Source organism: Undibacterium sp. Ji42W (assembly GCF_049340405.1).
GTDB lineage: Bacteria > Pseudomonadota > Gammaproteobacteria > Burkholderiales > Burkholderiaceae_D > Undibacterium.
In genome coordinates this window covers 39,528-58,887 of sequence record NZ_JBMPOV010000008.1, presented here as the reverse complement: position 1 = coordinate 58,887, position 19,360 = coordinate 39,528, and the positions used below count along the sequence as shown (strand labels likewise).

The window sequence follows — 19,360 nt, the reverse complement described above, 5'->3', positions numbered from 1 at the left end:
TTAATCTTCTATGATGGCGTTGGTGAATACTTCTTGTACATCGTCAAGGTTTTCGAGTGCATCCAGCAGCTTCTGCATCTTGATGCCTTCATCACCGGCAAATACGGTCTCAGTATTTGGTTTCATGACGACTTCAGCGACCTCTGCCTTGAAGCCGGCTTTTTCCAGACTGGCGCGCAGGTCAGACAGACTGAAGGGCGCGCACAATACTTCTATGCCGCCTTCTTCATCAGTGACTACATCATCAGCGCCAGCTTCCAAGGCCGCTTCCATCAGGGCATCTTCATTCGTGCCTGGTGCAAAAAACATCTGGCCGCAATGCTGGAACAAAAAGGCGACCGAGCCTTCAGTGCCCATATTGCCACCGAATTTACTGAATGCGTGGCGAACTTCAGCCACGGTGCGTACGCGGTTGTCGGTCATGCAGTCAACCACGATGGCAGCGCCACCTATGCCATAGCCTTCATAACGCACTTCTTCGTAATCAGCGCCTTCCAGCGTGCCAGCGCCGCGTTGTATCGCGCGCGTGACGTTTTCTTTTGGCATATTAGCGTCAGCTGCCTTGTCCACTGCCAGACGCAGGCGGGGGTTGGAATCGACATCTTCACCGCCCATGCGTGCTGCAACCGTGATCTCCTTGATCAGACGCGTCCATATCTTGCCGCGTTTGGCATCGGTTGCTGCTTTTTTATGCTTGATATTGGCCCATTTACTATGTCCTGCCATGATCGCTCTTTCCTGAATTGACAATAGCTCACCCCGGGGGCGGCAATTTTGCCTGGCTTGGTTTTATAATGAAGACCAGTATTTTACCATAGTGGCACCGACCGACTTCCCCAAATCACCCTCCAAAACTATGTCAAAACCTTTGTTGATCGCTAAAAACACCGAATTCGACTTGAATTTATTGTCTGATTGGGCCAATCGCCATGGTTGTATCACTGGTGCTACGGGTACCGGCAAGACCGTTACCCTGCAAACCCTGGCACAGGCATTTTCTGGAATTGGCGTACCAGTCTTCATGGCAGACGTCAAAGGTGATCTGTCCGGCATGGCCAAAGCAGGTAGCGCCACCAGCAAGATGCAGCAAAGGCTGCAAGCCTTGCAAATCGATGAGCCCAAGTGGCAGGCTTGCCCGGTAACATTCTGGGATGTGTTTGGCAAGCAAGGCCACCCGGTACGTGCCACAGTATCTGATCTTGGCCCCTTGCTGTTGGGGCGCATGCTGAATTTGAATGAAACCCAGGGAGGCGTCTTGCAACTGGCTTTCAAAATCGCTGACGACCATGGGCTACTGCTGCTTGATACCAAGGATTTGCGCGCCATGTTGCAATACCTGGCCGAGAACGCCTCTGCATTCCAGACCGAATACGGCAATATCTCTGCCGCCAGTGTAGGTGCGATCCAGCGTTCATTGTTGACGATCTCGGAACAGGGCGGTGAGCAATTCTTTGGCGAGCCTATGCTGAACCTGGACGACATGATGCAGACCGACGGCGATGGCCGTGGTTTTGTGAACATCCTGGCCGCAGATCAATTACTGCAGTCGCCACGCCTGTATTCCACCTTTTTGCTATGGATGCTGTCCGAGTTGTATGAGCATTTGCCAGAGGTAGGAGATGTCGATCAGCCCAAAATGGTGTTCTTTTTTGATGAAGCCCATTTACTGTTTGATGAGGCCCCTAAAGTCTTGCTACAAAAAATCGAGCAGGTGGTGCGCCTGATCCGCTCCAAAGGTGTAGGCGTGTATTTTGTTACGCAAAATCCACTGGACATCCCAGATACCGTGCTGGGCCAATTGGGTAACCGTGTTCAGCATGCATTGCGTGCCTATACGCCCCGGGATCAAAAAGCAGTGCAGGCTGCGGCAGAAACCTTCCGTCCCAATCCCAAGCTCGATACTGCGGCGGTCATTGCCGAGCTGGGTGTTGGTGAGGCCCTGATTTCCTTCCTGGATGATAAAGGCCGGCCAAACATCGTGCAACGCGCCCTGATCGTTCCACCATCGTCGCAGATTGGGGCGATAACGGCAGATGAGCGCGAGCAAGTCATGCAAACTTCCATCGTTGCTGGCGTCTATGAAAAGCACATAGATCGTGAATCTGCGTATGAAAAATTGACTGGCCGGGTGGCAGCCCGTGCTGCTACAGCGAATAAAGAAGATAGTTTGCAACCCGACGGCAAGGCAGCGTCAGCAACAACAGATAACAATGGCTGGGGGAATGCGCCGTCTGCGCCATCCACAGCATCGGCACCGTCAGTACAATCCAGGCCAACGTTCAGTGCAGGTCGCACAGCGCAGGCTGCACAGCAGCAAGAGAGTAGTGGTGGAGTTGGTGATACATTGAAAAGCGTATTCGGCAACTTGCTCGGGGGCGGAGGTTTGCGTCGCAAGGATAATGTGGTTGAGACCATGATCAAGTCTACCGTCAGGACCATGGGTTCTCAGGTGGGGCGCGAGATTATTCGCGGGGTATTAGGTTCTATTATGAAGAAATGAGCTAAGTTTGCGCAATTGATGTGACCTGGGGCAGTTGAGTCAATTGATGCAACTGCCTTCATTCACGCGCAACACTACAACACTGCAATTGTCAGTAATGAGGCTGCAAGCACTTTAGACAGCTTTATTGACTATTTGCCAGACGCCTGAAGATGCTGTTCAGGTCAGATTCACTATGCTTGGGCGATACTTTTGCAGCCTGTTTTTGTGGCGACTCTGATTGTGCGCGTTTAGGGCGGAGTACTGGTTGATCTGCATATTGTAAGCGTGGCGTGTACATTTGGTTTTCTCCTGCAACGTGGTTCATGCTTCTCAGTGTAGGGAAAGATGATTGATTTAATAGTTACACAAAGTCACTTTTGGCAACTAAATGTAAAATCTCATGTGAAACATTGTTAGTTCTTTGCTACGCGGAAATTAATTGCTTTCTGAAGCGCAATTTATGTGTGAAATTACGATGTAACGCAGTAAAACACTTCAGACCTTTACGGTTCTTTTTAAAGATTTATGCATACTGAACAATCGAATCTCCTCGCCAGACGCCATTATCTGAGCGGACTCGCCATCGCACTGGTTGGCGCTATCCTGTTTTCGACCAAAGCCATTGTTGCCAAGCTGATCTATCGGTACCACGTTGATGCAGTTACTTTGATTTGTTTTCGCATGGCATTCTCCCTACCTATCTTTGCCGGGATTGCAGTCTGGCAAATGCATAAATCAGGTAGTCTCAGCAAGGCTGACCGTTGGCGGTTGGTTGCTCTGGGGCTGGTTGGTTATTACCTGTCGTCGTTCCTTGATTTTCTCGGCTTGCAATATATCAGTGCCGGCCTTGAGCGTCTGATCCTGTTTCTGACACCTTCCTTTGTCTTGCTGATATCCGCCTTCTTTTTGAAACGCGCCGTTAGCAAGCTGGAATGGGCGGCTTTGCTGGTGTCTTACATGGGAATAGTCCTGGTGTTTTTCCATGACCTTAAATTGGGTGGCGAGTATGTGTTTTTGGGCTCTGCCCTCGTATTGGGAGCAGCGATTTCTTACGCCATCTACCTGATACAGTCAGGTCAACTGGTGCAAAGGCTGGGTTCTTTGCGGCTGGTGTCCTATGCGATGTGTGTTTCCAGTGCTGCGTGCATAGGCCAGTTTTTTATTTTGCGCCCGGCCAGCATGCTGGAGCAGCCGCTTGCTGTATATTCGTTGTCTATAGTGAATGCCATCATGTGTACGGTATTGCCAGTATTCATGACCATGATTGCGGTCAAGCGCATAGGTGCAGCCACTGCTTCGCAGGCTGGCATGATAGGCCCCGTATCGACCTTGTTCCTGGGTGCTTACTTCATTGGAGAACCCATCACTGGCTGGCAGTTGGCCGGGACAGTATTGGTCATGAGCGGCATGTATTTGCTGTCCAGGAAAAAAACCTAAACGCAGAAAACTTATTCAGGAGGGGTAAATGGTCAAGGCAATCCGTATACAACAGACCGGCGGTCCGGAAGTCATGGAATATGTTGACGTCGAACTGGGCGCACCGGGCCCAGGTGAAGTGCTGGTGCGCCAAAAAGCCTGCGGTCTGAATTTTATCGACGTGTATTTCCGCACTGGCCTGTATCCACAAGCCTTGCCCGGTGGTCTTGGCATGGAAGGAGCAGGCATCGTTGAGGCAGTTGGCGCAGATGTCAAATACGTGCAGGTTGGTGACAGGGTAGCCTATGCTGGCCGTCCAACGGGCGCTTATGCTGAAGCCCGCATCATGCCTGCGGATAATCTGGTACGTTTACCCGACAGCATCAGTGTTGAGACTGCCGCAGCAATGATGTTGCAGGGGTTGACTGTGCAATACCTGTTTCACCGTACTTTCCCTTTGCAGGGTGGCGAAACCATTCTGTTCCATGCGGCGGCAGGCGGCGTAGGGCTGATTGCCTGTCAGTGGGCACGCGCCATCGGTGTCACCATGATAGGTACGGTGGGTTCTGATGAAAAAGGCGAACTGGCCAAAGCGCATGGCTGCGCCCATGTCATCAACTACAACAAGGAAAATTTTGTTCAGCGAGTTCGTGAAATTACGGATGGAAAAGGGGTGCCTGTCGTTTATGACTCCATCGGCAAGGATACCTTTATTCCATCACTGGATTGCCTTGCTCCTTTGGGCATGATGGTCAGCTTTGGCAATGCATCTGGCCCAGTGCCCGCATTTGGCCTGAGCGAGCTGGCTTCACGCGGCTCATTGTTCATCACCCGACCAAGTTTAATGAGCTATGCGGCCAAACGTGATGATCTGGAACAGATGGCAGCCCACTTATTTTCCATGGTGGAGAGCGGCAAAGTTAAAATAGACATACGCCAGCGCTATCCTTTAAGTAAAGTGGCGCAAGCCCACCGTGAGCTGGAAGCCCGTAAAACAACGGGTTCCAGTATATTGATCCCCTAGAGCAAGAAAATATGACAGAAGTAACACCACCATCAAAAACCACGGCAGATAAAGAAAGCGGCAGCCCTAAATTTGGGCGACTACTGCTGGTTCTTATTTTTGCCGTCATGCTCATAGTAGTTATTACGCTTGGTTCAGAGGCTTACTATACTAATTAAACAGGTTTGACAACCAGGCTGCAATTTTGCAGCTTTGTTGTTTTACTGCACTGTTTAGTAAAATTCTGGCATTGCGCAAGCCTGTCTGGCTTGGCAGAATGCAAGTTTTTGGGCGCGTACGCTGGCGTCTGAGTTTGATTGATAACCTGACTATAATAAAAAAGAGCGATGGATACCATTCCACTAAATACTGCTGCCAAGACGAGCGAGTTTTCCAGCTCTAGCCGTTTGCTGATATTGCAAAGTCTGGTGCCTATCGCCACCAATCTGGTTTCTTCGCAAATTGAGGCATTTACCGGACGCCTGACTGAAGCTTTGTTCAAGTTGTCTGACCAGACCATCAGGCCGGAAGAGGTTGCCACCAGTTTTGCTGCTTACCAGCAATTGAAGCGTAATGGCACGACCTTTTATCGCCTGGTAGCAGGGCAGGTCAATGCTGCGCTTGCCAAAGAAGTCAGCGTCGTCAACACTCGCAAACGCGCCAGGACCGATGAAGGCAAGCAGGATTTTTCTCTCGTCAGTTTTGAAGAGATGGAAAGCAAGGTGCTCAGCCGTAATCTAAGTCAGTCGCTGGAAGTCACTAATGCAGAACAACTCGTCTCGTTGAATGTGCGCATAGGCCATGTATTGCGCCGTACCCCTATCAGCGTTTCGCAAAATCCATTCCGTCCTGAATTATTTGTCAAAGCCGTCCATCAGGCATGGATGGAGCTGGAACCCAATCCGGATACCCATCACTTGATGTTGCGCTTGTTGCGGCCAGAATTGTTTCTTCAACTGGGTACGATTTACCGCGAGCTGAATCTGGCACTGGTTGAACGCGGTATCTTGCCCGACCTGAACGATGGCTATCGTAATAAACAAAAAAAGAACATGATGTCTGGATCTGACGATATCAATAACCGCGACCCTTATCTGGAAAATAAGCTGCGTAATATTTTTTCTGGTAATGCGCCAGCAGGCACGTTTGGCAATACCGTTACCGGAGGCAGTGGAGGAGGCGGCACTACCATGGACGGTGGTGGCATGCCTTACACAGGTGGACAGGATGCAGGTGGCGGTGGCTTTGCTGGCGGTCACCCAGGTGGTGGAGGTAATGGTGGAGGCGTCGGTAATGGCAACGCGCCAGACATGGTCACCATAGACAGGCAATTTTTTGATTACCTGACCAGTGTGCAGAGAGATTTCTCTGCCAACCCCATGCCGACAGATACGGCTCATTTGCGGCAATTGTCGCAACAGCCCAATGCCGGTGGCCTGACGCATATAGATCAAAGCACGATAGAGTTGCTGGCACGTATCTTTGATTATGTCTTTAACGACAATAGCATACCTGCCGATATCAAAAATCTCATCAGCCAGCTTCAAATACCTACCTTGAAGGTGGCTTTGCTCGACAAGGATTTCTTTTTCAAGGAAAACCATCCAGCGCGGGTGTTGATAGACACGCTGGCTAAATCCAGTGTCTTGTTGAATAGTGATACCTCGGCAGACGACCCTCTCTATCAAATGATAGAAGGTATAGTCGAGCGGGTCCAACAGGATTTTGACCAACAGATAGAACTGTTCTCTGACGTTGTTGCTGACCTGGAAGCCTTCCTCAAGGACGAAGAGCAACAAACCGAAGTGGCTATCAGCGAGCCGGTAGCCGTCGCACTGAAGCAAGAAAAAATGCGCCTGGCGCGCGAATTTGCCGAAAACGATGTCGCTATCCGGGTAGAAACGGGGGAAGTTGCAGGTTTCCTGGAAACTTTCCTCAAGGAGCAATGGATCAGGATCTTGACGATCTCCCATAACGTCAAGGAAGAGAAGCCCAATGCCCTGGAAAATGCCCTGCGGACGATGGATGACCTGATCTGGAGCCTCAAGCCCAAGAACAGTGCTGAAGAACGCAAGGAGCTGGTCAGCAAACTGCCGGCCATGCTGTCTTTGCTGAATGCTTGGTTGAATGCCATCAAATGGGATGAGCCGGAACGCGTTATCTTCTTTTCCAAACTGGCTGAACGCCATGCCGGCATTGCCCGCGCACCGCTGGAATTTTCACCGCGACGACAGCTGGAAATTGCCGTCAATATCGCCCAGCGCGCCAGCGAAAAACGCTTGAACCGCCATGTGCAGGATCAGATAGAGCAGCCTGTGGATGAATGGGCACGCGTCATCGAAACCATGGAGCGCGGTATCTGGGTTGATTTCACCAGGCCAAATGGTGTCACTACCCGCTTCAAACTGGCCTGGGTCAGCCCCAAACGTACCCGCTATATTTTCACCAATCGTCAGGGTCATGATGCCTTCTCTGTGTCGAGCGAGGAGTTGATTAGCCAGTTCCGTGAGGGCAGGGCGATACAGATTGTTGCTGAATCTGTGGTGGACCGGGCGCTGGTTGAGGCGCTACGCGACCCTCCTGCAACATAAATGACAGGATTACGCAAGACCGCCCCAGCTGCGTTGTAGCTTAACGTACTGACTTCGTCGCTACTCCTTGCTGGGACAATTTTGCGTAAGTCCTCATGAAATGATATGAATGCTAAAGCGGCAGGCAGTTTTCCTGCCACTTTTTAAGGCCAACTGCCCGTTGGGCACTTCAGGCAACTAATTTTCTACTTTGAACTGAACCTTGCTGGTGCTACCGTTTTTGCCAGGAAAGTCCTTCAGCGCACTCTCCATCAGATAAGGCATGTAGAGCGAAATTTCTTCATTGTCTTGCTCAGAACTGGCTTTGATATCAGCAAGAACCTTATTTTTCCCCATTTCAGAAATACGTATCTGTAACTGATGCAGATAGGTGCTGCGTATATACATATCGACAGCACCTCTTGGATAGTACGGCCAGGTCGAAAAAGTTGGGTAATACAGATAATTACGGCGATAAATGCCTCGGCTGAAATGCAGGCCCCAATATGGATCGTAGATAGCCGGTTGCCAGAACAGGCTGGGTTTGACTTCCCTGATGGTGGTGGCATAACGCAATTCCACCTTCAACGCAGGCGTAGCCCCTGCGCTGATTTCCTTGAAGCCCAAGGTTTGCAGGCGGCTTCTCAGCAAGTCTTCATATAACTTATGTTCGGGATTGTTTTCCTGTCCCGGCGCACGTTCAAAGATATAAGATTTGTCTTGCGTTGTCTCCGGCCACTCATGGAAGACGCTGACCTGGCTTGTGAATGTCGTCGCACATCCCCCCAGAAACAAGCTGCAGACCAGGGTAAATAAGAGACTTAACTTTTTCATTTTACTGCTCCTTCCAACATTTATCTCTATAGTTCTATGATATGCCTGATTAAGAAAACTTGTTGCTCTTACTGTAACGGGTTGTATCGACTTTGTTACCATATCCATAGGTAATGGTGGGGGTGACATTAAAGCGTGACTATTGTTCGCACTTGCAGCAAGCGCTGATTTTTCTGCCTGCAAGGGACGAGCCAGTTAAAAATTGAAGGATTTAGCAAACTTTCTGCCTTAATTTGACTCTAATGTAGCGCCATTCAAGCGACTTTTATCCCCGTACTGACACAGCTTGGTAAAATGGTGGTCTTTGCAGGGTTCATAAGACTTTGTCATTCAACTTATTTTCGCGAGATATTCCATCCATGCGTAACGATACTGCCAGCAAGCCCGAGACAATTTTCCGTAAAGACTATATAGCCCCAGGATTTTGGGTAGATACGGTAGAGATGGGTTTCGACCTTGATCTGCAAGCCACCCATGTAGCCACCCGCATGACCATGCGCCGTAATCATGACAGCAGCGAGAAAGACCTGGTCTTGTTTGGCGAGTCCCTGAAATTGGTGCAACTGCGCATGAATGGCGTGAACTTGAAAAAGTCTGCCTACAAGATAGAAGGCGAGACCCTGCGCATCGCCAATGCACCGGACGAAGTTACGCTGGAAATCGAAACCCTGATCAATCCGCTCAAGAACACGTCCTTGTCCGGTCTGTATGCGTCCAACGGTAACTTCATTACCCAGTGCGAGGCAGAAGGTTTTCGCAAGATCACCTGGTTCCCTGACCGCCCTGATGTCATGGCGAAATACACCGTCATGCTGCGTGCTGACAAGAAAAAATTCCCTGTATTACTCAGCAATGGCAATCTGATCGAAGAAGGTGATCTCGGCGATGGCCGCCATTTTGCCAAGTGGGAAGACCCGTTCAAAAAGCCTTCTTACCTGTTCGCCCTGGTGGCGGGTAAGCTGGTTTGCCAGGAAGAAGACTACAAGCTCAAATCTGGCCGAAAAGCCTTGCTACAAGTCTGGGTAGAAGACGGCAATCTGGATAAAACCCAGCACGCCATGGACTCCCTCAAGAACAGCATACGCTGGGATGAAGAACGCTTTGGCCTTGAGCTGGATCTTGACCGCTTCATGATCGTTGCCACTGGCGACTTCAATATGGGTGCGATGGAAAACAAGGGCTTGAATATTTTCAATACCAAGTTTGTGCTGGCTAATCCAAGCATCGCCACTGACGTCGATTACGCAGGCATAGAATCTGTGGTTGGTCATGAATACTTCCATAACTGGACCGGTAACCGCGTCACTTGCCGCGACTGGTTCCAGTTATCCTTGAAAGAGGGGCTGACTGTTTTCCGTGACCAGGAATTTTCTGCCGACCTGGTAGGCACTGCCACTGGCCGTGCAGTCAAGCGTATAGAAGATGTACGTCTGCTGCGCCAGGTACAGTTTTCTGAAGATGCAGGCCCTATGGCCCATCCTGTACGTCCTGATTCTTTTGTGGAAATCAATAATTTCTACACCGTCACGATTTATGAAAAAGGTTCAGAAGTCGTGCGCATGTATTACACCTTGCTGGGCCACGATGGCTTCCGCAAAGGCATGGATATGTATTTCGAACGTCATGATGGCCAGGCTGTTGAATGTGATGACTTCCGCGCTGCGATGGCAGATTCTAGTGGCCGTGACCTGACCCAGTTTGAACGCTGGTATAGCCAGGCTGGTACGCCACGCGTGAAGGTCGAGGCGACTTACGATGCAGATGCACAGACGTATTCCATCACCCTGAGCCAGTCTTGCCCGGCTACACCTGGCCAGGCAGAAAAACTGCCTTTCCACATCCCGGTTGCCATGGGTTTGCTGGGTGCTGATGGCAAAGATATTCCTTTGCATAGCGCAGCGTACGGAGCACAGGTTGGCGCGACCAGTCTGGTGCTGGAACTGACAGAAGCCAGCCAGACCTTTGTATTTACTGGTGTTGCCAGCAAACCTGTGCCATCCCTGTTGCGCAATTTCTCTGCACCAGTCGTGCTGGAAATCGACTACAGCGATGAAGAACTTGGCCTCTTGCTGGCCAACGACAGCGACCCGTTCAACCGCTGGGAAGCAGGCCAGCGTCTGGCCACACGTCGCCTCGTCAAACTGACGACTGCAGTACAGCAAGGCGAAGAGCTAAGCCTGGACAGCATGTTCATCGAAGCCCTGCGAGCTACCCTGAATGATGCCAGCCTTGACCCGGCTTTCCGTGAACTGGTGTTGACACTGCCATCCGAAGCCATGATTGCTGAAGAATTCAAGGTCGTTGATCCACAAGCTATCCACACTGCACGCCAGTTTGCCCGCGCCACCATCACAGAACATCTGCGCGCTGATTTGCTGAGTGCCTATGAAGGCCATCTGACCCCAGGCAAATACAGCCCGGATGCAGAATCCATGGCTAAACGTGGTTTGAAAAATCTGGCCCTGTCTTACCTGCTCGAATGGTCGGATGAATCTACTTTTGATCTGGCAAAAACCCAGTTTGATGAAGCAGAAAACATGACAGACCGTCTGGCAGCTTTGACTGCCCTGACTAACTTCAGTGGCAATGACAAGCAAGCCAAATTGGCAGCCAAGTCCTTGAAAGCCTTTTATAAAGACTTCAAGAAAGAAGCCTTGGTCATCGACAAATGGTTCATGTTGCAGGCAACTGCACGCACCACTGATGTTGCCAAGGTACGTGAGTTGATGACGCACCCAGCCTTCACGCTGAACAATCCTAATCGTGCGCGCAGTTTGACCTTTGCTTTCTGCAATGCCAACCCATCCCGCTTCCATGCCGCTGATGGCAGTGGTTATGCCTTGTGGGCAGAACTGGTGATTGCACTCAACAAGCTCAATCCACAAGTTGCAGCACGTCTGGCACGCAGCATGGACCGCTGGAAAAAATATCCAGAAAGCCTGCAAGCGCATATGAAGGCAGCACTGCAAAAAGTAGCAGATACCAAGAAGCTGTCGAAAGACGTGCTGGAAGTCGTTAGCAAGGCACTTGCGTCTTAAGCAAACAATTTACAAGAATTACTGAAAAAATCGAGAGATCAACATGAAACGTGTAAGCCTGACCCAGTACCTGGTCGAAGAGCAGCGCCTGAATAATTCGATACCGGCAGAATTGCGCTTGCTGATCGAAGTCGTCGCACGCGCCTGTAAGACCATCAGCCATGCAGTAGGCAAGGGCGCATTAGGTGAAGTGCTGGGTACAGCCGGTAGCGAAAACATCCAGGGCGAAGTGCAAAAGAAACTCGACATCCTGTCAAATGAAATCCTGCTCGAAGCCAATGAATGGGGCGGGCATCTGGCAGCCATGGCATCGGAAGAAATGGAAAGCATCCACCCGATACCTAACCGCTACCCGCAGGGCGAATACATGCTTTTGTTTGATCCACTTGATGGGTCCAGCAATATCGACGTGAATGTCTCCATCGGTACCATCTTCTCGGTATTGAAAGCCCCAGATGGCATGGGCAAACCAACCGAGCAAGACTTCCTGCAACCCGGCAGTAAACAGGTCGCCGCTGGCTATGCCGTGTATGGCCCGCAAACAGTATTGGTGCTGACAACAGGCAATGGCGTCAATTGTTTCACCCTTGACCGTGAAATGGGTTCCTGGGTACTGACACAGCGCAATATGCAAATCCCGGAAGACACCAAAGAATTCGCCATCAACGCTTCCAACACCCGTCACTGGTACCCGCCAGTCACGCGTTATGTGGATGAAATGCTGGCAGGCGGCACTGGCCCGCGTGGCAAGGAATTCAATATGCGCTGGATCGCCTCCATGGTCGCCGACGTCCACCGCATCCTTAACCGTGGTGGTATCTTCATGTACCCGGCCGACAAGCGCGAACCCGACAAGGCAGGCAAGCTGCGCCTGATGTACGAAGCCAACCCCATGTCCTTCATCGTAGAACAGGCTGGCGGCGCATCGACTGACGGCAAGCAACGCATGCTGGATATCCAGCCAGAAAAACTGCACCAGCGTGTGGCGGTTTTCCTGGGTTCGAAAAACGAAGTGGAAAGAGTGACGCAATACCATCAGGAATGATAAGAATGGATGTGAAATATGTCGCGGCAAGTAGGTGACCTGGAAGGTGAAATCATCTTGCGCAAAGCAGAGCGCAGGCTGAATGCCAAGGCGACTTTGTCCGAAAATTATCGACGAGGCCCAAATGCAATTTACAGCGGCTTGGCGGCAGTTGCTGCATACTTTTTCCTGAAGCCGCTGCCTATTCCAGATTTGCTAGTAATTTTGTTGGTTTGTCTGGTCAGTGTTGTGGTTGAGGTATGCCTTGAGCTTTATATGGCTCACAAAAAATTGAATGCTGCCATCGAATTGTTGCAATTGCAGGAAACCACAGATAGCGACAGCTCCTGATATTTGAATTCGGTTTTACGGTATTGTAAAAAACGCGGAGTGTGAGCTTCGCGTTTTTTGATGGTTGTTCGTGATTTGAGTAAAGACCTCTCGACATAGAGACACCGAGTAAGGAAAGAGCTCTTCCAAGAAGTCTTCGTTACGCAGGTGAGTGGCGTGCCAGACTGCGCGCCCCGCTCGAATTCCCTGCTACACCACAGCGGGGCACAGAGAACACCAAACCCCTTTTTATAAAGTATTTAGATTTTCTCCTGCTTTTCTCTGTGTCTCCGTGCCTCTGTGGTGCGTTTTTTGGTTTAATACTTAATTCGACCTAATTCTCAATAAATTCCATATTTGACATATGATTTTACGAAGCGCATGCTGACATAACATTTTCATTTATCGCCAGCCTGGAGTCAGTCATGCCTGTATACCGTTCCCGTACCACCACCCATGGCCGCAATATGGCCGGTGCCCGCGCCCTGTGGCGTGCGACTGGCATGAAAGATGGTGATTTCGATAAGCCTATCGTTGCCGTTGTCAATTCCTTTACCCAGTTCGTGCCAGGTCATGTGCATTTGAAAGACCTGGGCCAGATGGTGGCGCGTGAGATTGAAGCTGCTGGCGGCGTGGCCAAAGAATTTAATACGATAGCCGTGGATGATGGCATTGCCATGGGCCACGGCGGCATGTTGTATTCGCTGCCTTCACGCGAACTGATTGCTGATTCTGTCGAGTACATGGTCAATGCCCATTGTGCTGATGCCATGGTCTGTATCTCCAACTGCGACAAGATCACGCCCGGCATGCTGATGGCTGCCATGCGTTTGAATATCCCTGTGGTATTTGTGTCCGGCGGTCCGATGGAAGCAGGTAAGGTGCTGGAGACTTTGCATCCTAAGCAGACTGGCGAGCAAAGGATCATGAAGATCGACCTGGTCGATGCCATGATCAAGGCCGGTGACAGCAATGTGTCTGATGAAGAGATAGGCCGTATAGAACGTTCCGCTTGTCCTACCTGTGGCTCCTGTTCCGGCATGTTTACCGCAAATTCGATGAATTGTCTGACTGAGGCTTTGGGCCTGTCCTTGCCAGGCAATGGCACAATTTTGGCAACGCATGCCGACCGTAAGGAGTTGTTCCTGCGGGCAGGGCGTCTGGTTGTTGAGTTGGCCAAGCGACATTATGAGCAGGATGATTATTCCGTCCTGCCACGTTCTATCGCCAACAAGGCGACTTTTGAAAATGCCATGGCGCTGGACGTATCCATGGGTGGTTCTACCAATACAGTTTTGCATCTGCTGGCGGCAGCACATGAGGCTGGTGTTGATTTCAAGATGGCAGATATTGACCGCATCTCGCGCAAGGTACCCTGTCTGTGCAAGGTCGCACCGATGACCGATAAATACCATATTGAAGATGTGCATCGTGCTGGCGGCATTATCTCCATCCTTGGTGAACTGGCACGCGCTGGCCTGCTCGATACTACACGCCCGACCGTACATAGCCCGTCCATGGCAGATGCGATTGCACAAAACGATATTGCCGTGACTGACAATGCTGCGGTACACAAGTTATTCAGTGCTGCCCCTGGTGGTGTGCCTACCCAGACTGCCTTCTCACAAGACAAGCGTTTTGACAGCCTTGATATTGATCGTCAAGCTGGCTGTATACGCGACAGGGCGCATGCTTATTCGCAGGATGGTGGCCTGGCGGTCTTGTACGGTAACCTGGCAGAAAAAGGCTGTATCGTTAAAACCGCAGGTGTTGATGAAAGTATTTTGAAGTTCACTGGCAAAGCCCGTGTGTTTGAAAGCCAGGATTCTGCTGTCGAAGCCATCCTCGGCGATACCGTGCATGAAGGCGATGTCGTCATCATTCGTTATGAAGGCCCTAAAGGTGGCCCTGGCATGCAGGAAATGCTGTACCCTACTTCTTACATCAAATCCAAGGGCCTGGGCAAAGCCTGCGCGCTGTTCACTGATGGTCGTTTCTCTGGCGGCTCTTCTGGCCTGGTGATAGGTCATGCTTCGCCAGAGGCTGCTGAAGGTGGAAATATTGGCTTGGTGGAAGAGGGCGACATCATAGAAATCGATATACCAGCCCGCAGGATCAATTTGAAAGTCAGCGACAGCGATTTGGCACAGCGACGGGCGGCAATGGAAGCCCGTGGCCCGCAAGCGTGGCAACCAGTTGACCGTGAGCGTTATGTGTCGCAAGCCTTGCAGGCCTATGCTGCTTTGGCAACATCAGCTGATCGTGGCGCTGTCAGGGATATCACGCAGTTGCAGCGTAGATAAGAATAGGTGAGCATAATTTAAACAGCAAATCTGCTGGTCTGCTCGTCTGATTGCAAGGGTATCCTGTTGTCAATGGATACCCTTCTTGCATTGTGGAACTCCTCTACCTGCCTGGCTACTTGCTTTCTGGCATGCAGACCATACATATTGACTAGTGCTGGAAAATATGACGATCGTTCACCGCAGCAAGTACGAAATGCGCGTCTCGTTTATACTCTAGTCTGGGCTAGGCATGTTTTACATGCCAACCAGGGTATCAAGCCCGGCAATAATCCATAAAAAGAATCCGCGAGAATTGTATGTTAAGCAATGACCAGTCTGTCAAATTAAGTGAACAGGCTTTGGAATATGTTGATTCCTGTAATCTGCCCACGACCTGGGCAACTTTCCGCATGCATGCTTTTGTCGAAACGGCAACGGGCAAAGAGCATATTGCCCTGACTCTTGGCGATGTGGCTGATGGCCAGCCCGTGCTTGCGCGCATACATTCAGAATGCCTGACAGGTGATGCCTTGTTCAGCAAGCGTTGTGATTGTGGTCCGCAACTGGAACTGGCACTGCAAAAAATTGCCCAGGAAGGACGTGGAGCTTTACTCTATTTGCGTCAGGAAGGACGTGGCATAGGTTTGCTTAACAAAGTACGCGCCTACCATCTGCAAGACCTCGGAGCTGACACGGTAGAAGCCAATCAGAAATTGGGTTTTGCTGCCGACCTGCGCGACTATAGCTTGTGCGACCCTATGCTCAAACATCTGGGCATAGAGTCTGTCCGTCTGATGACCAATAACCCGCGCAAGATTTCTGCGATGGAAGGCATGAATATCAGGGTGCAGGAGCATGTCCCCCTGATCGTCAAGCGCAATCCTTACAATGAGCGCTACCTCAGTACCAAGGCTACCAAACTCGGGCATTTGATACAGCCTGATTTGTAGAAATTTGCAAGCGGCAGGATGGGCCTATGGTCTTACAGTCTTACACTTCGACTTCTTCCTGCAACTTCTCAAATTCTACCGCGGCTTCGGCCAGAACTTCATCGAGCAAGGCCTGGTCCAAGCCCAGGCTTTCCCATGATTGCCCGGTGATTTCTGGTGGTGCCAGGTCGGGGGTGGTGGTCACGCCCAGCGCGTGGGCTATGCCATCTGCGACATGGACGATGGTTGCCAGGAAACCCAGGCCAGGCTTTTCCGGATGATGATGGCCAGAGATAGCCTTGATCATCACCTCTGAAAAATTCCACTGTACGGCCAGGGTTTCACCGACCAGAGTGTGATCAATGCCCAATAACTGTTTTTCAGTGTCATATTGTGTAGTCTGCAATTCCTGGCGCTGTGCCAGCACATTCTCGTAAGCCCCGGTGTAACAGGTCGCTAATACCAGCGCGCCTATATCATGCAATAAACCAGCAGTGAAAGCGACATCTGCGTTAAGCTTGAGCCTGCGGGCTAGTATGCGGGCAGCAATTGCTACCGCATTTGAATGCCGCCAGAAATCCTTATGACTGAATCCACGGCAATTATTGTCAGGAAAACAGCCTGTCAGTGCTGCGGTGATCACGATCTGCCGCACGGTACTCAAACCCAGCAACGAAATCGCCTGTTGTACTGTCGTCACCTTGACCATGGTGGAGTAATAGGGCGAATTTGCATAACGCAAGGTCTTGGCCGTCAGGGCCATGTCATGGCTGACCTTTTGTGCCAGCTCGTGCATATTCAACTCTTCATCATCAATGTTATTCAGCAATTCCATCACGATGGCAGGCAAGGTCGGTAAGTCCTTGACGCTGTCTATAATCTGGGCAAGAGAGATGGGATTCATAAGTCTGGCTCCTATGAGGAATATTTCTTGTAGCTTGCCAGAAAACCGGAGAATGAACTTGTATTTTTCTTATGTGTGTCAATTTGCCACATGCCTGCAGGAGCGGTCTTCAGGAATAGGGTGATGTGGCGGGCGAACCAACAATGAGGGCGCCTTTGCTTCAGGTGTATTAAAGTCAACGGCAAAAAGGAAACATTTCTCTAGGTATAGTAATGCGAAATATTGTAAATGATAATGAGAATGATTTGCAATAAATATGTTACTTCAGTACAATAAGCCCAAGATTTTTTCAATTACGGCCTGCCATCAGAGACCAATTTCTGTATACGCAGTCATATTCAAGGGCACTTCATGATTCAGCGCACTTCTGCTTTTCTTCCACCCACTCCTCAATTCTGTCAAGAAAATCAGCCTCGCTTAAGTCGCATGGTATTGGCCTTGTCGCTTGCATTGAGCGCACCACTCATGGCTTTTGCGGACGAATTAACTCAAGCCACAGCAAACAAGGGCGAACTCCCTGAAGTGGTGGTGACCGGTGTTTCTGGTAATGAGCCTAGCACTGAAAAGACAGGTGCATATACAGCGAGAAAAAGTAATTCTGCTACCAAGCTTGATTTATCCTTACGTCAAACACCGCAATCAGTGTCAGTTGTGACCCGCGCCAAGATGGACGATTTTAAGCAAGTCAATGTGAATGATGTGCTGGCTAATACCACGGGTGTATCGGTAGAAAAAGTAGAAACCGACCGTACTTATTACATGGCGCGCGGTTTTGATATTACCAATTTCCAGTACGACAGCGTAGGCTTGCCATTCACCTCCGGCAATGTGGCCGGGGATATTGACACAGCGATCTACGACAGGGTAGATATCGTGCGCGGCGCGAATGGCCTGATGTCGGCAACTGGTAACCCGTCTGCGACGGTCAACTTTATACGCAAGCGCCCGGTCTACCAGTTGCAGGCTTTTGCCGGACTGACTCTGGGTTCGTGGAACACGCGCAGGCTGGATGCTGATGTGTCTGGTGCCCTGAATGCAGCTGGCACCGTTGCTGGGCGTATCGTGGTAGCGAAACAGGCTGGTGATTCTTATCTCGACCGTTATTCGCCTGAAAAAACCGTGGTGTATGGTGTGATTGAAGCCAATCTGGGAGAGGCCACTGTATTAAGCGTGGGTCATTCGCATCAGAAAAGTGATGCCAAGGGCGGCATGTGGGGTGCCTTGCCCTTGTATTACACCGATGGCAGCCCAACCAATTACAGAACTTCTACCAGCACCGCCGCAGACTGGTCACGCTGGCTCACGCAAGACGACCGCAGCTTTGTTGAGCTCAGCCATCAGCTCAACAATGACTGGCAAATCAAGACGACGCTGAGCCGCAACAGATCAACAGGCGACTCCAAACTGTTTTATGTCTACGGCACGCCAGACAGCAAGACCGGCCTGGGCTTGTATAGCTATCCTTCGCTGTACAACGATGTTAATACCCAGACTTTGTTTGACTTGTCTGCCACAGGTAAATTCACTTTGGCAGGGCGTAAGCACGACCTCAGTTTTGGTATCAACTGGTCGAAGTCGAAGATGGATGATATTTCCCATTATGGCGTGGGCATAGGCACCGCGTTGCCTGATATCAGCAACTGGACTGGCAATTATCCGCAACCTGCATTTGATGCTTATACCGAAGGTAGTGCATATGAAGACACACGCAAGACAGCATTTATTGCATCCCGTTTCAACCTGGCGGATCAATTCAAACTGATCCTTGGTGCCAACCATACCAAGGCAGACAGCAGCGGTTATGCCTATGGTGTCAGCAGCCAGAAGAATGCCAGCAAGACCACGCCGTATCTTGGTGTGATCTATGATCTGACACCATATGCTTCTGTGTATGCCAGCCACACAGAAATCTTCAATCCACAAAGCGAAGTGGATGTATCTGGCAATACCCTGGACCCGGTCAAAGGCAAGGGTGATGAAGTGGGTGTCAAGGTAGAGCTATTTGACCGCAAACTCAATTTGTCTGCGGCTGTTTTTAAAATACAGCAAAATAACGCGGCGGAGCAGGCTGGCTATATCGGCACCAAGAGCTATTACCGTGGCATCGATGCGCAATCGCAAGGCTTTGAACTGGATGCCAGTGGAGAATTGGCAAAAGGCTGGAACCTCAGCGCAGGCTATACGCAACTGAGCCTCAAGGGCAGCAATGACCAGGATGTCAAAACCTATGTGCCGCGAAAATTGTTCCGCCTGTCGACTACTTATCAATTGCCTTTCATGCCACAGGCAAAAGTTGGCGGCAGCCTGAACTGGCAGAGCGATACTTTCCGCGATGAAGGCTCAGGCAACATCATACGCCAGGGTAGTTATGCAACCCTGAACCTGATGGCGCGTTATGACGTGAACCAAAACCTCAGCATATCGGCAAACCTAAATAATGTCAGCGATCAAAAATACCTGACCAGTCTGTACTGGAGCCAGGGATATTATGCTGCGCCAAGAAACGGCAGCGTTACGGTCAACTGGAAATATTGACAGGCTAGTA

Annotated in this window: 14 protein-coding genes; 11 read left to right on the top strand and 3 right to left on the bottom strand. The window is 50.5% G+C overall.

What is annotated here, in order from left to right; genetic code table 11:
- Complete coding sequence (locus ACO0LG_RS18050) at positions 1 to 726, bottom strand: YebC/PmpR family DNA-binding transcriptional regulator (RefSeq protein WP_423028844.1); 726 nt, start codon at positions 724 to 726, stop codon at positions 1 to 3.
- Positions 727 to 856: 130 nt separating this feature from the next.
- On the opposite strand from ACO0LG_RS18050, the gene ACO0LG_RS18045 reads away from it, so the two are divergent.
- The 5 genes from ACO0LG_RS18045 to ACO0LG_RS18025 all read left to right on the top strand — a co-directional run bounded on the left by ACO0LG_RS18045 (position 857) and on the right by ACO0LG_RS18025 (position 7,492).
- Complete coding sequence (locus ACO0LG_RS18045; RefSeq protein WP_423028842.1) at positions 857 to 2,500, top strand: helicase HerA-like C-terminal domain-containing protein; 1,644 nt, start codon at positions 857 to 859, stop codon at positions 2,498 to 2,500.
- Between the two features lie 507 nt (positions 2,501 to 3,007).
- Complete coding sequence (locus ACO0LG_RS18040) at positions 3,008 to 3,919, top strand: DMT family transporter (RefSeq protein WP_423028840.1); 912 nt, start codon at positions 3,008 to 3,010, stop codon at positions 3,917 to 3,919.
- A 28-nt stretch (positions 3,920 to 3,947) separates the two neighbouring features.
- Positions 3,948 to 4,922, top strand: coding sequence for a quinone oxidoreductase family protein (locus tag ACO0LG_RS18035; RefSeq protein WP_423028838.1), 975 nt, complete (start codon positions 3,948 to 3,950; stop codon positions 4,920 to 4,922).
- An 11-nt stretch (positions 4,923 to 4,933) separates the two neighbouring features.
- The gene (locus ACO0LG_RS18030) at positions 4,934 to 5,080 is read left to right on the top strand and encodes a hypothetical protein (protein ID WP_423028836.1); all 147 of its coding nucleotides are present in this window, start codon (positions 4,934 to 4,936) and stop codon (positions 5,078 to 5,080) included.
- Positions 5,081 to 5,248: 168 nt separating this feature from the next.
- On the top strand, positions 5,249 to 7,492 hold the full coding sequence (locus ACO0LG_RS18025) for a DUF1631 family protein (RefSeq protein WP_423028834.1): 2,244 nt from the start codon (positions 5,249 to 5,251) through the stop codon (positions 7,490 to 7,492).
- Between the two features lie 177 nt (positions 7,493 to 7,669).
- Here the strand turns inward: ACO0LG_RS18025 and ACO0LG_RS18020 are convergent, their stop codons facing one another.
- Complete coding sequence (locus ACO0LG_RS18020; RefSeq protein WP_423028832.1) at positions 7,670 to 8,305, bottom strand: DUF4136 domain-containing protein; 636 nt, start codon at positions 8,303 to 8,305, stop codon at positions 7,670 to 7,672.
- A 359-nt stretch (positions 8,306 to 8,664) separates the two neighbouring features.
- Here ACO0LG_RS18020 and pepN point away from each other — a divergent pair, with 359 nt between their 5' ends.
- The 5 genes from pepN (at position 8,665) to ribA (ending at position 15,932) form a co-directional block, all read left to right on the top strand.
- The gene (pepN, locus tag ACO0LG_RS18015) at positions 8,665 to 11,343 is read left to right on the top strand and encodes an aminopeptidase N (protein ID WP_423028830.1); all 2,679 of its coding nucleotides are present in this window, start codon (positions 8,665 to 8,667) and stop codon (positions 11,341 to 11,343) included.
- Between the two features lie 43 nt (positions 11,344 to 11,386).
- A complete protein-coding gene (locus ACO0LG_RS18010; protein WP_423028827.1) occupies positions 11,387 to 12,388 on the top strand; it encodes a class 1 fructose-bisphosphatase in 1,002 nt (333 codons plus the stop codon).
- A gap of 18 nt (positions 12,389 to 12,406) precedes the next feature.
- On the top strand, positions 12,407 to 12,718 hold the full coding sequence (locus ACO0LG_RS18005) for a hypothetical protein (protein WP_423028825.1): 312 nt from the start codon (positions 12,407 to 12,409) through the stop codon (positions 12,716 to 12,718).
- A gap of 404 nt (positions 12,719 to 13,122) precedes the next feature.
- On the top strand, positions 13,123 to 15,000 hold the full coding sequence (gene ilvD, locus ACO0LG_RS18000) for a dihydroxy-acid dehydratase (RefSeq protein ID WP_423028823.1): 1,878 nt from the start codon (positions 13,123 to 13,125) through the stop codon (positions 14,998 to 15,000).
- Between the two features lie 299 nt (positions 15,001 to 15,299).
- Positions 15,300 to 15,932, top strand: a complete 633-nt coding sequence (gene ribA, locus ACO0LG_RS17995; RefSeq protein ID WP_423028821.1) for a GTP cyclohydrolase II — start codon at positions 15,300 to 15,302, stop codon at positions 15,930 to 15,932.
- Positions 15,933 to 15,972: 40 nt separating this feature from the next.
- Here ribA and ACO0LG_RS17990 read toward each other — a convergent pair whose 3' ends face one another.
- The gene (locus ACO0LG_RS17990) at positions 15,973 to 16,815 is read right to left on the bottom strand and encodes an HDOD domain-containing protein (protein WP_423028819.1); all 843 of its coding nucleotides are present in this window, start codon (positions 16,813 to 16,815) and stop codon (positions 15,973 to 15,975) included.
- Between the two features lie 351 nt (positions 16,816 to 17,166).
- Between ACO0LG_RS17990 and ACO0LG_RS17985 the strand changes: the two genes are divergently transcribed.
- Entirely contained in the window at positions 17,167 to 19,350 is a 2,184-nt protein-coding gene (locus ACO0LG_RS17985) for a TonB-dependent siderophore receptor (RefSeq protein ID WP_423028817.1), read from the top strand.
- Positions 19,351 to 19,360 lie beyond the last annotated feature (10 nt).

What these genes read in the sequence shown, in the direction of transcription:
- ribA (WP_423028821.1), top strand. Translation starts at nt 15,300, where the DNA reads ATGTTAAGCAATGACCAGTCTGTCAAATTAAGTGAACAGGCTTTGGAA.
- ACO0LG_RS18035 (WP_423028838.1), top strand. Translation starts at nt 3,948, where the DNA reads ATGGTCAAGGCAATCCGTATACAACAGACCGGCGGTCCGGAAGTCATG.
- ACO0LG_RS18025 (WP_423028834.1), top strand. Translation starts at nt 5,249, where the DNA reads ATGGATACCATTCCACTAAATACTGCTGCCAAGACGAGCGAGTTTTCC.
- ACO0LG_RS18020 (WP_423028832.1), bottom strand. Translation starts at nt 8,305, where the DNA reads ATGAAAAAGTTAAGTCTCTTATTTACCCTGGTCTGCAGCTTGTTTCTG.
- ilvD (WP_423028823.1), top strand. Translation starts at nt 13,123, where the DNA reads ATGCCTGTATACCGTTCCCGTACCACCACCCATGGCCGCAATATGGCC.
- ACO0LG_RS18045 (WP_423028842.1), top strand. Translation starts at nt 857, where the DNA reads ATGTCAAAACCTTTGTTGATCGCTAAAAACACCGAATTCGACTTGAAT.
- ACO0LG_RS18040 (WP_423028840.1), top strand. Translation starts at nt 3,008, where the DNA reads ATGCATACTGAACAATCGAATCTCCTCGCCAGACGCCATTATCTGAGC.
- ACO0LG_RS18050 (WP_423028844.1), bottom strand. Translation starts at nt 726, where the DNA reads ATGGCAGGACATAGTAAATGGGCCAATATCAAGCATAAAAAAGCAGCA.
- ACO0LG_RS17985 (WP_423028817.1), top strand. Translation starts at nt 17,167, where the DNA reads ATGATTCAGCGCACTTCTGCTTTTCTTCCACCCACTCCTCAATTCTGT.
- ACO0LG_RS18010 (WP_423028827.1), top strand. Translation starts at nt 11,387, where the DNA reads ATGAAACGTGTAAGCCTGACCCAGTACCTGGTCGAAGAGCAGCGCCTG.
- ACO0LG_RS18005 (WP_423028825.1), top strand. Translation starts at nt 12,407, where the DNA reads ATGTCGCGGCAAGTAGGTGACCTGGAAGGTGAAATCATCTTGCGCAAA.
- ACO0LG_RS18030 (WP_423028836.1), top strand. Translation starts at nt 4,934, where the DNA reads ATGACAGAAGTAACACCACCATCAAAAACCACGGCAGATAAAGAAAGC.
- pepN (WP_423028830.1), top strand. Translation starts at nt 8,665, where the DNA reads ATGCGTAACGATACTGCCAGCAAGCCCGAGACAATTTTCCGTAAAGAC.
- ACO0LG_RS17990 (WP_423028819.1), bottom strand. Translation starts at nt 16,815, where the DNA reads ATGAATCCCATCTCTCTTGCCCAGATTATAGACAGCGTCAAGGACTTA.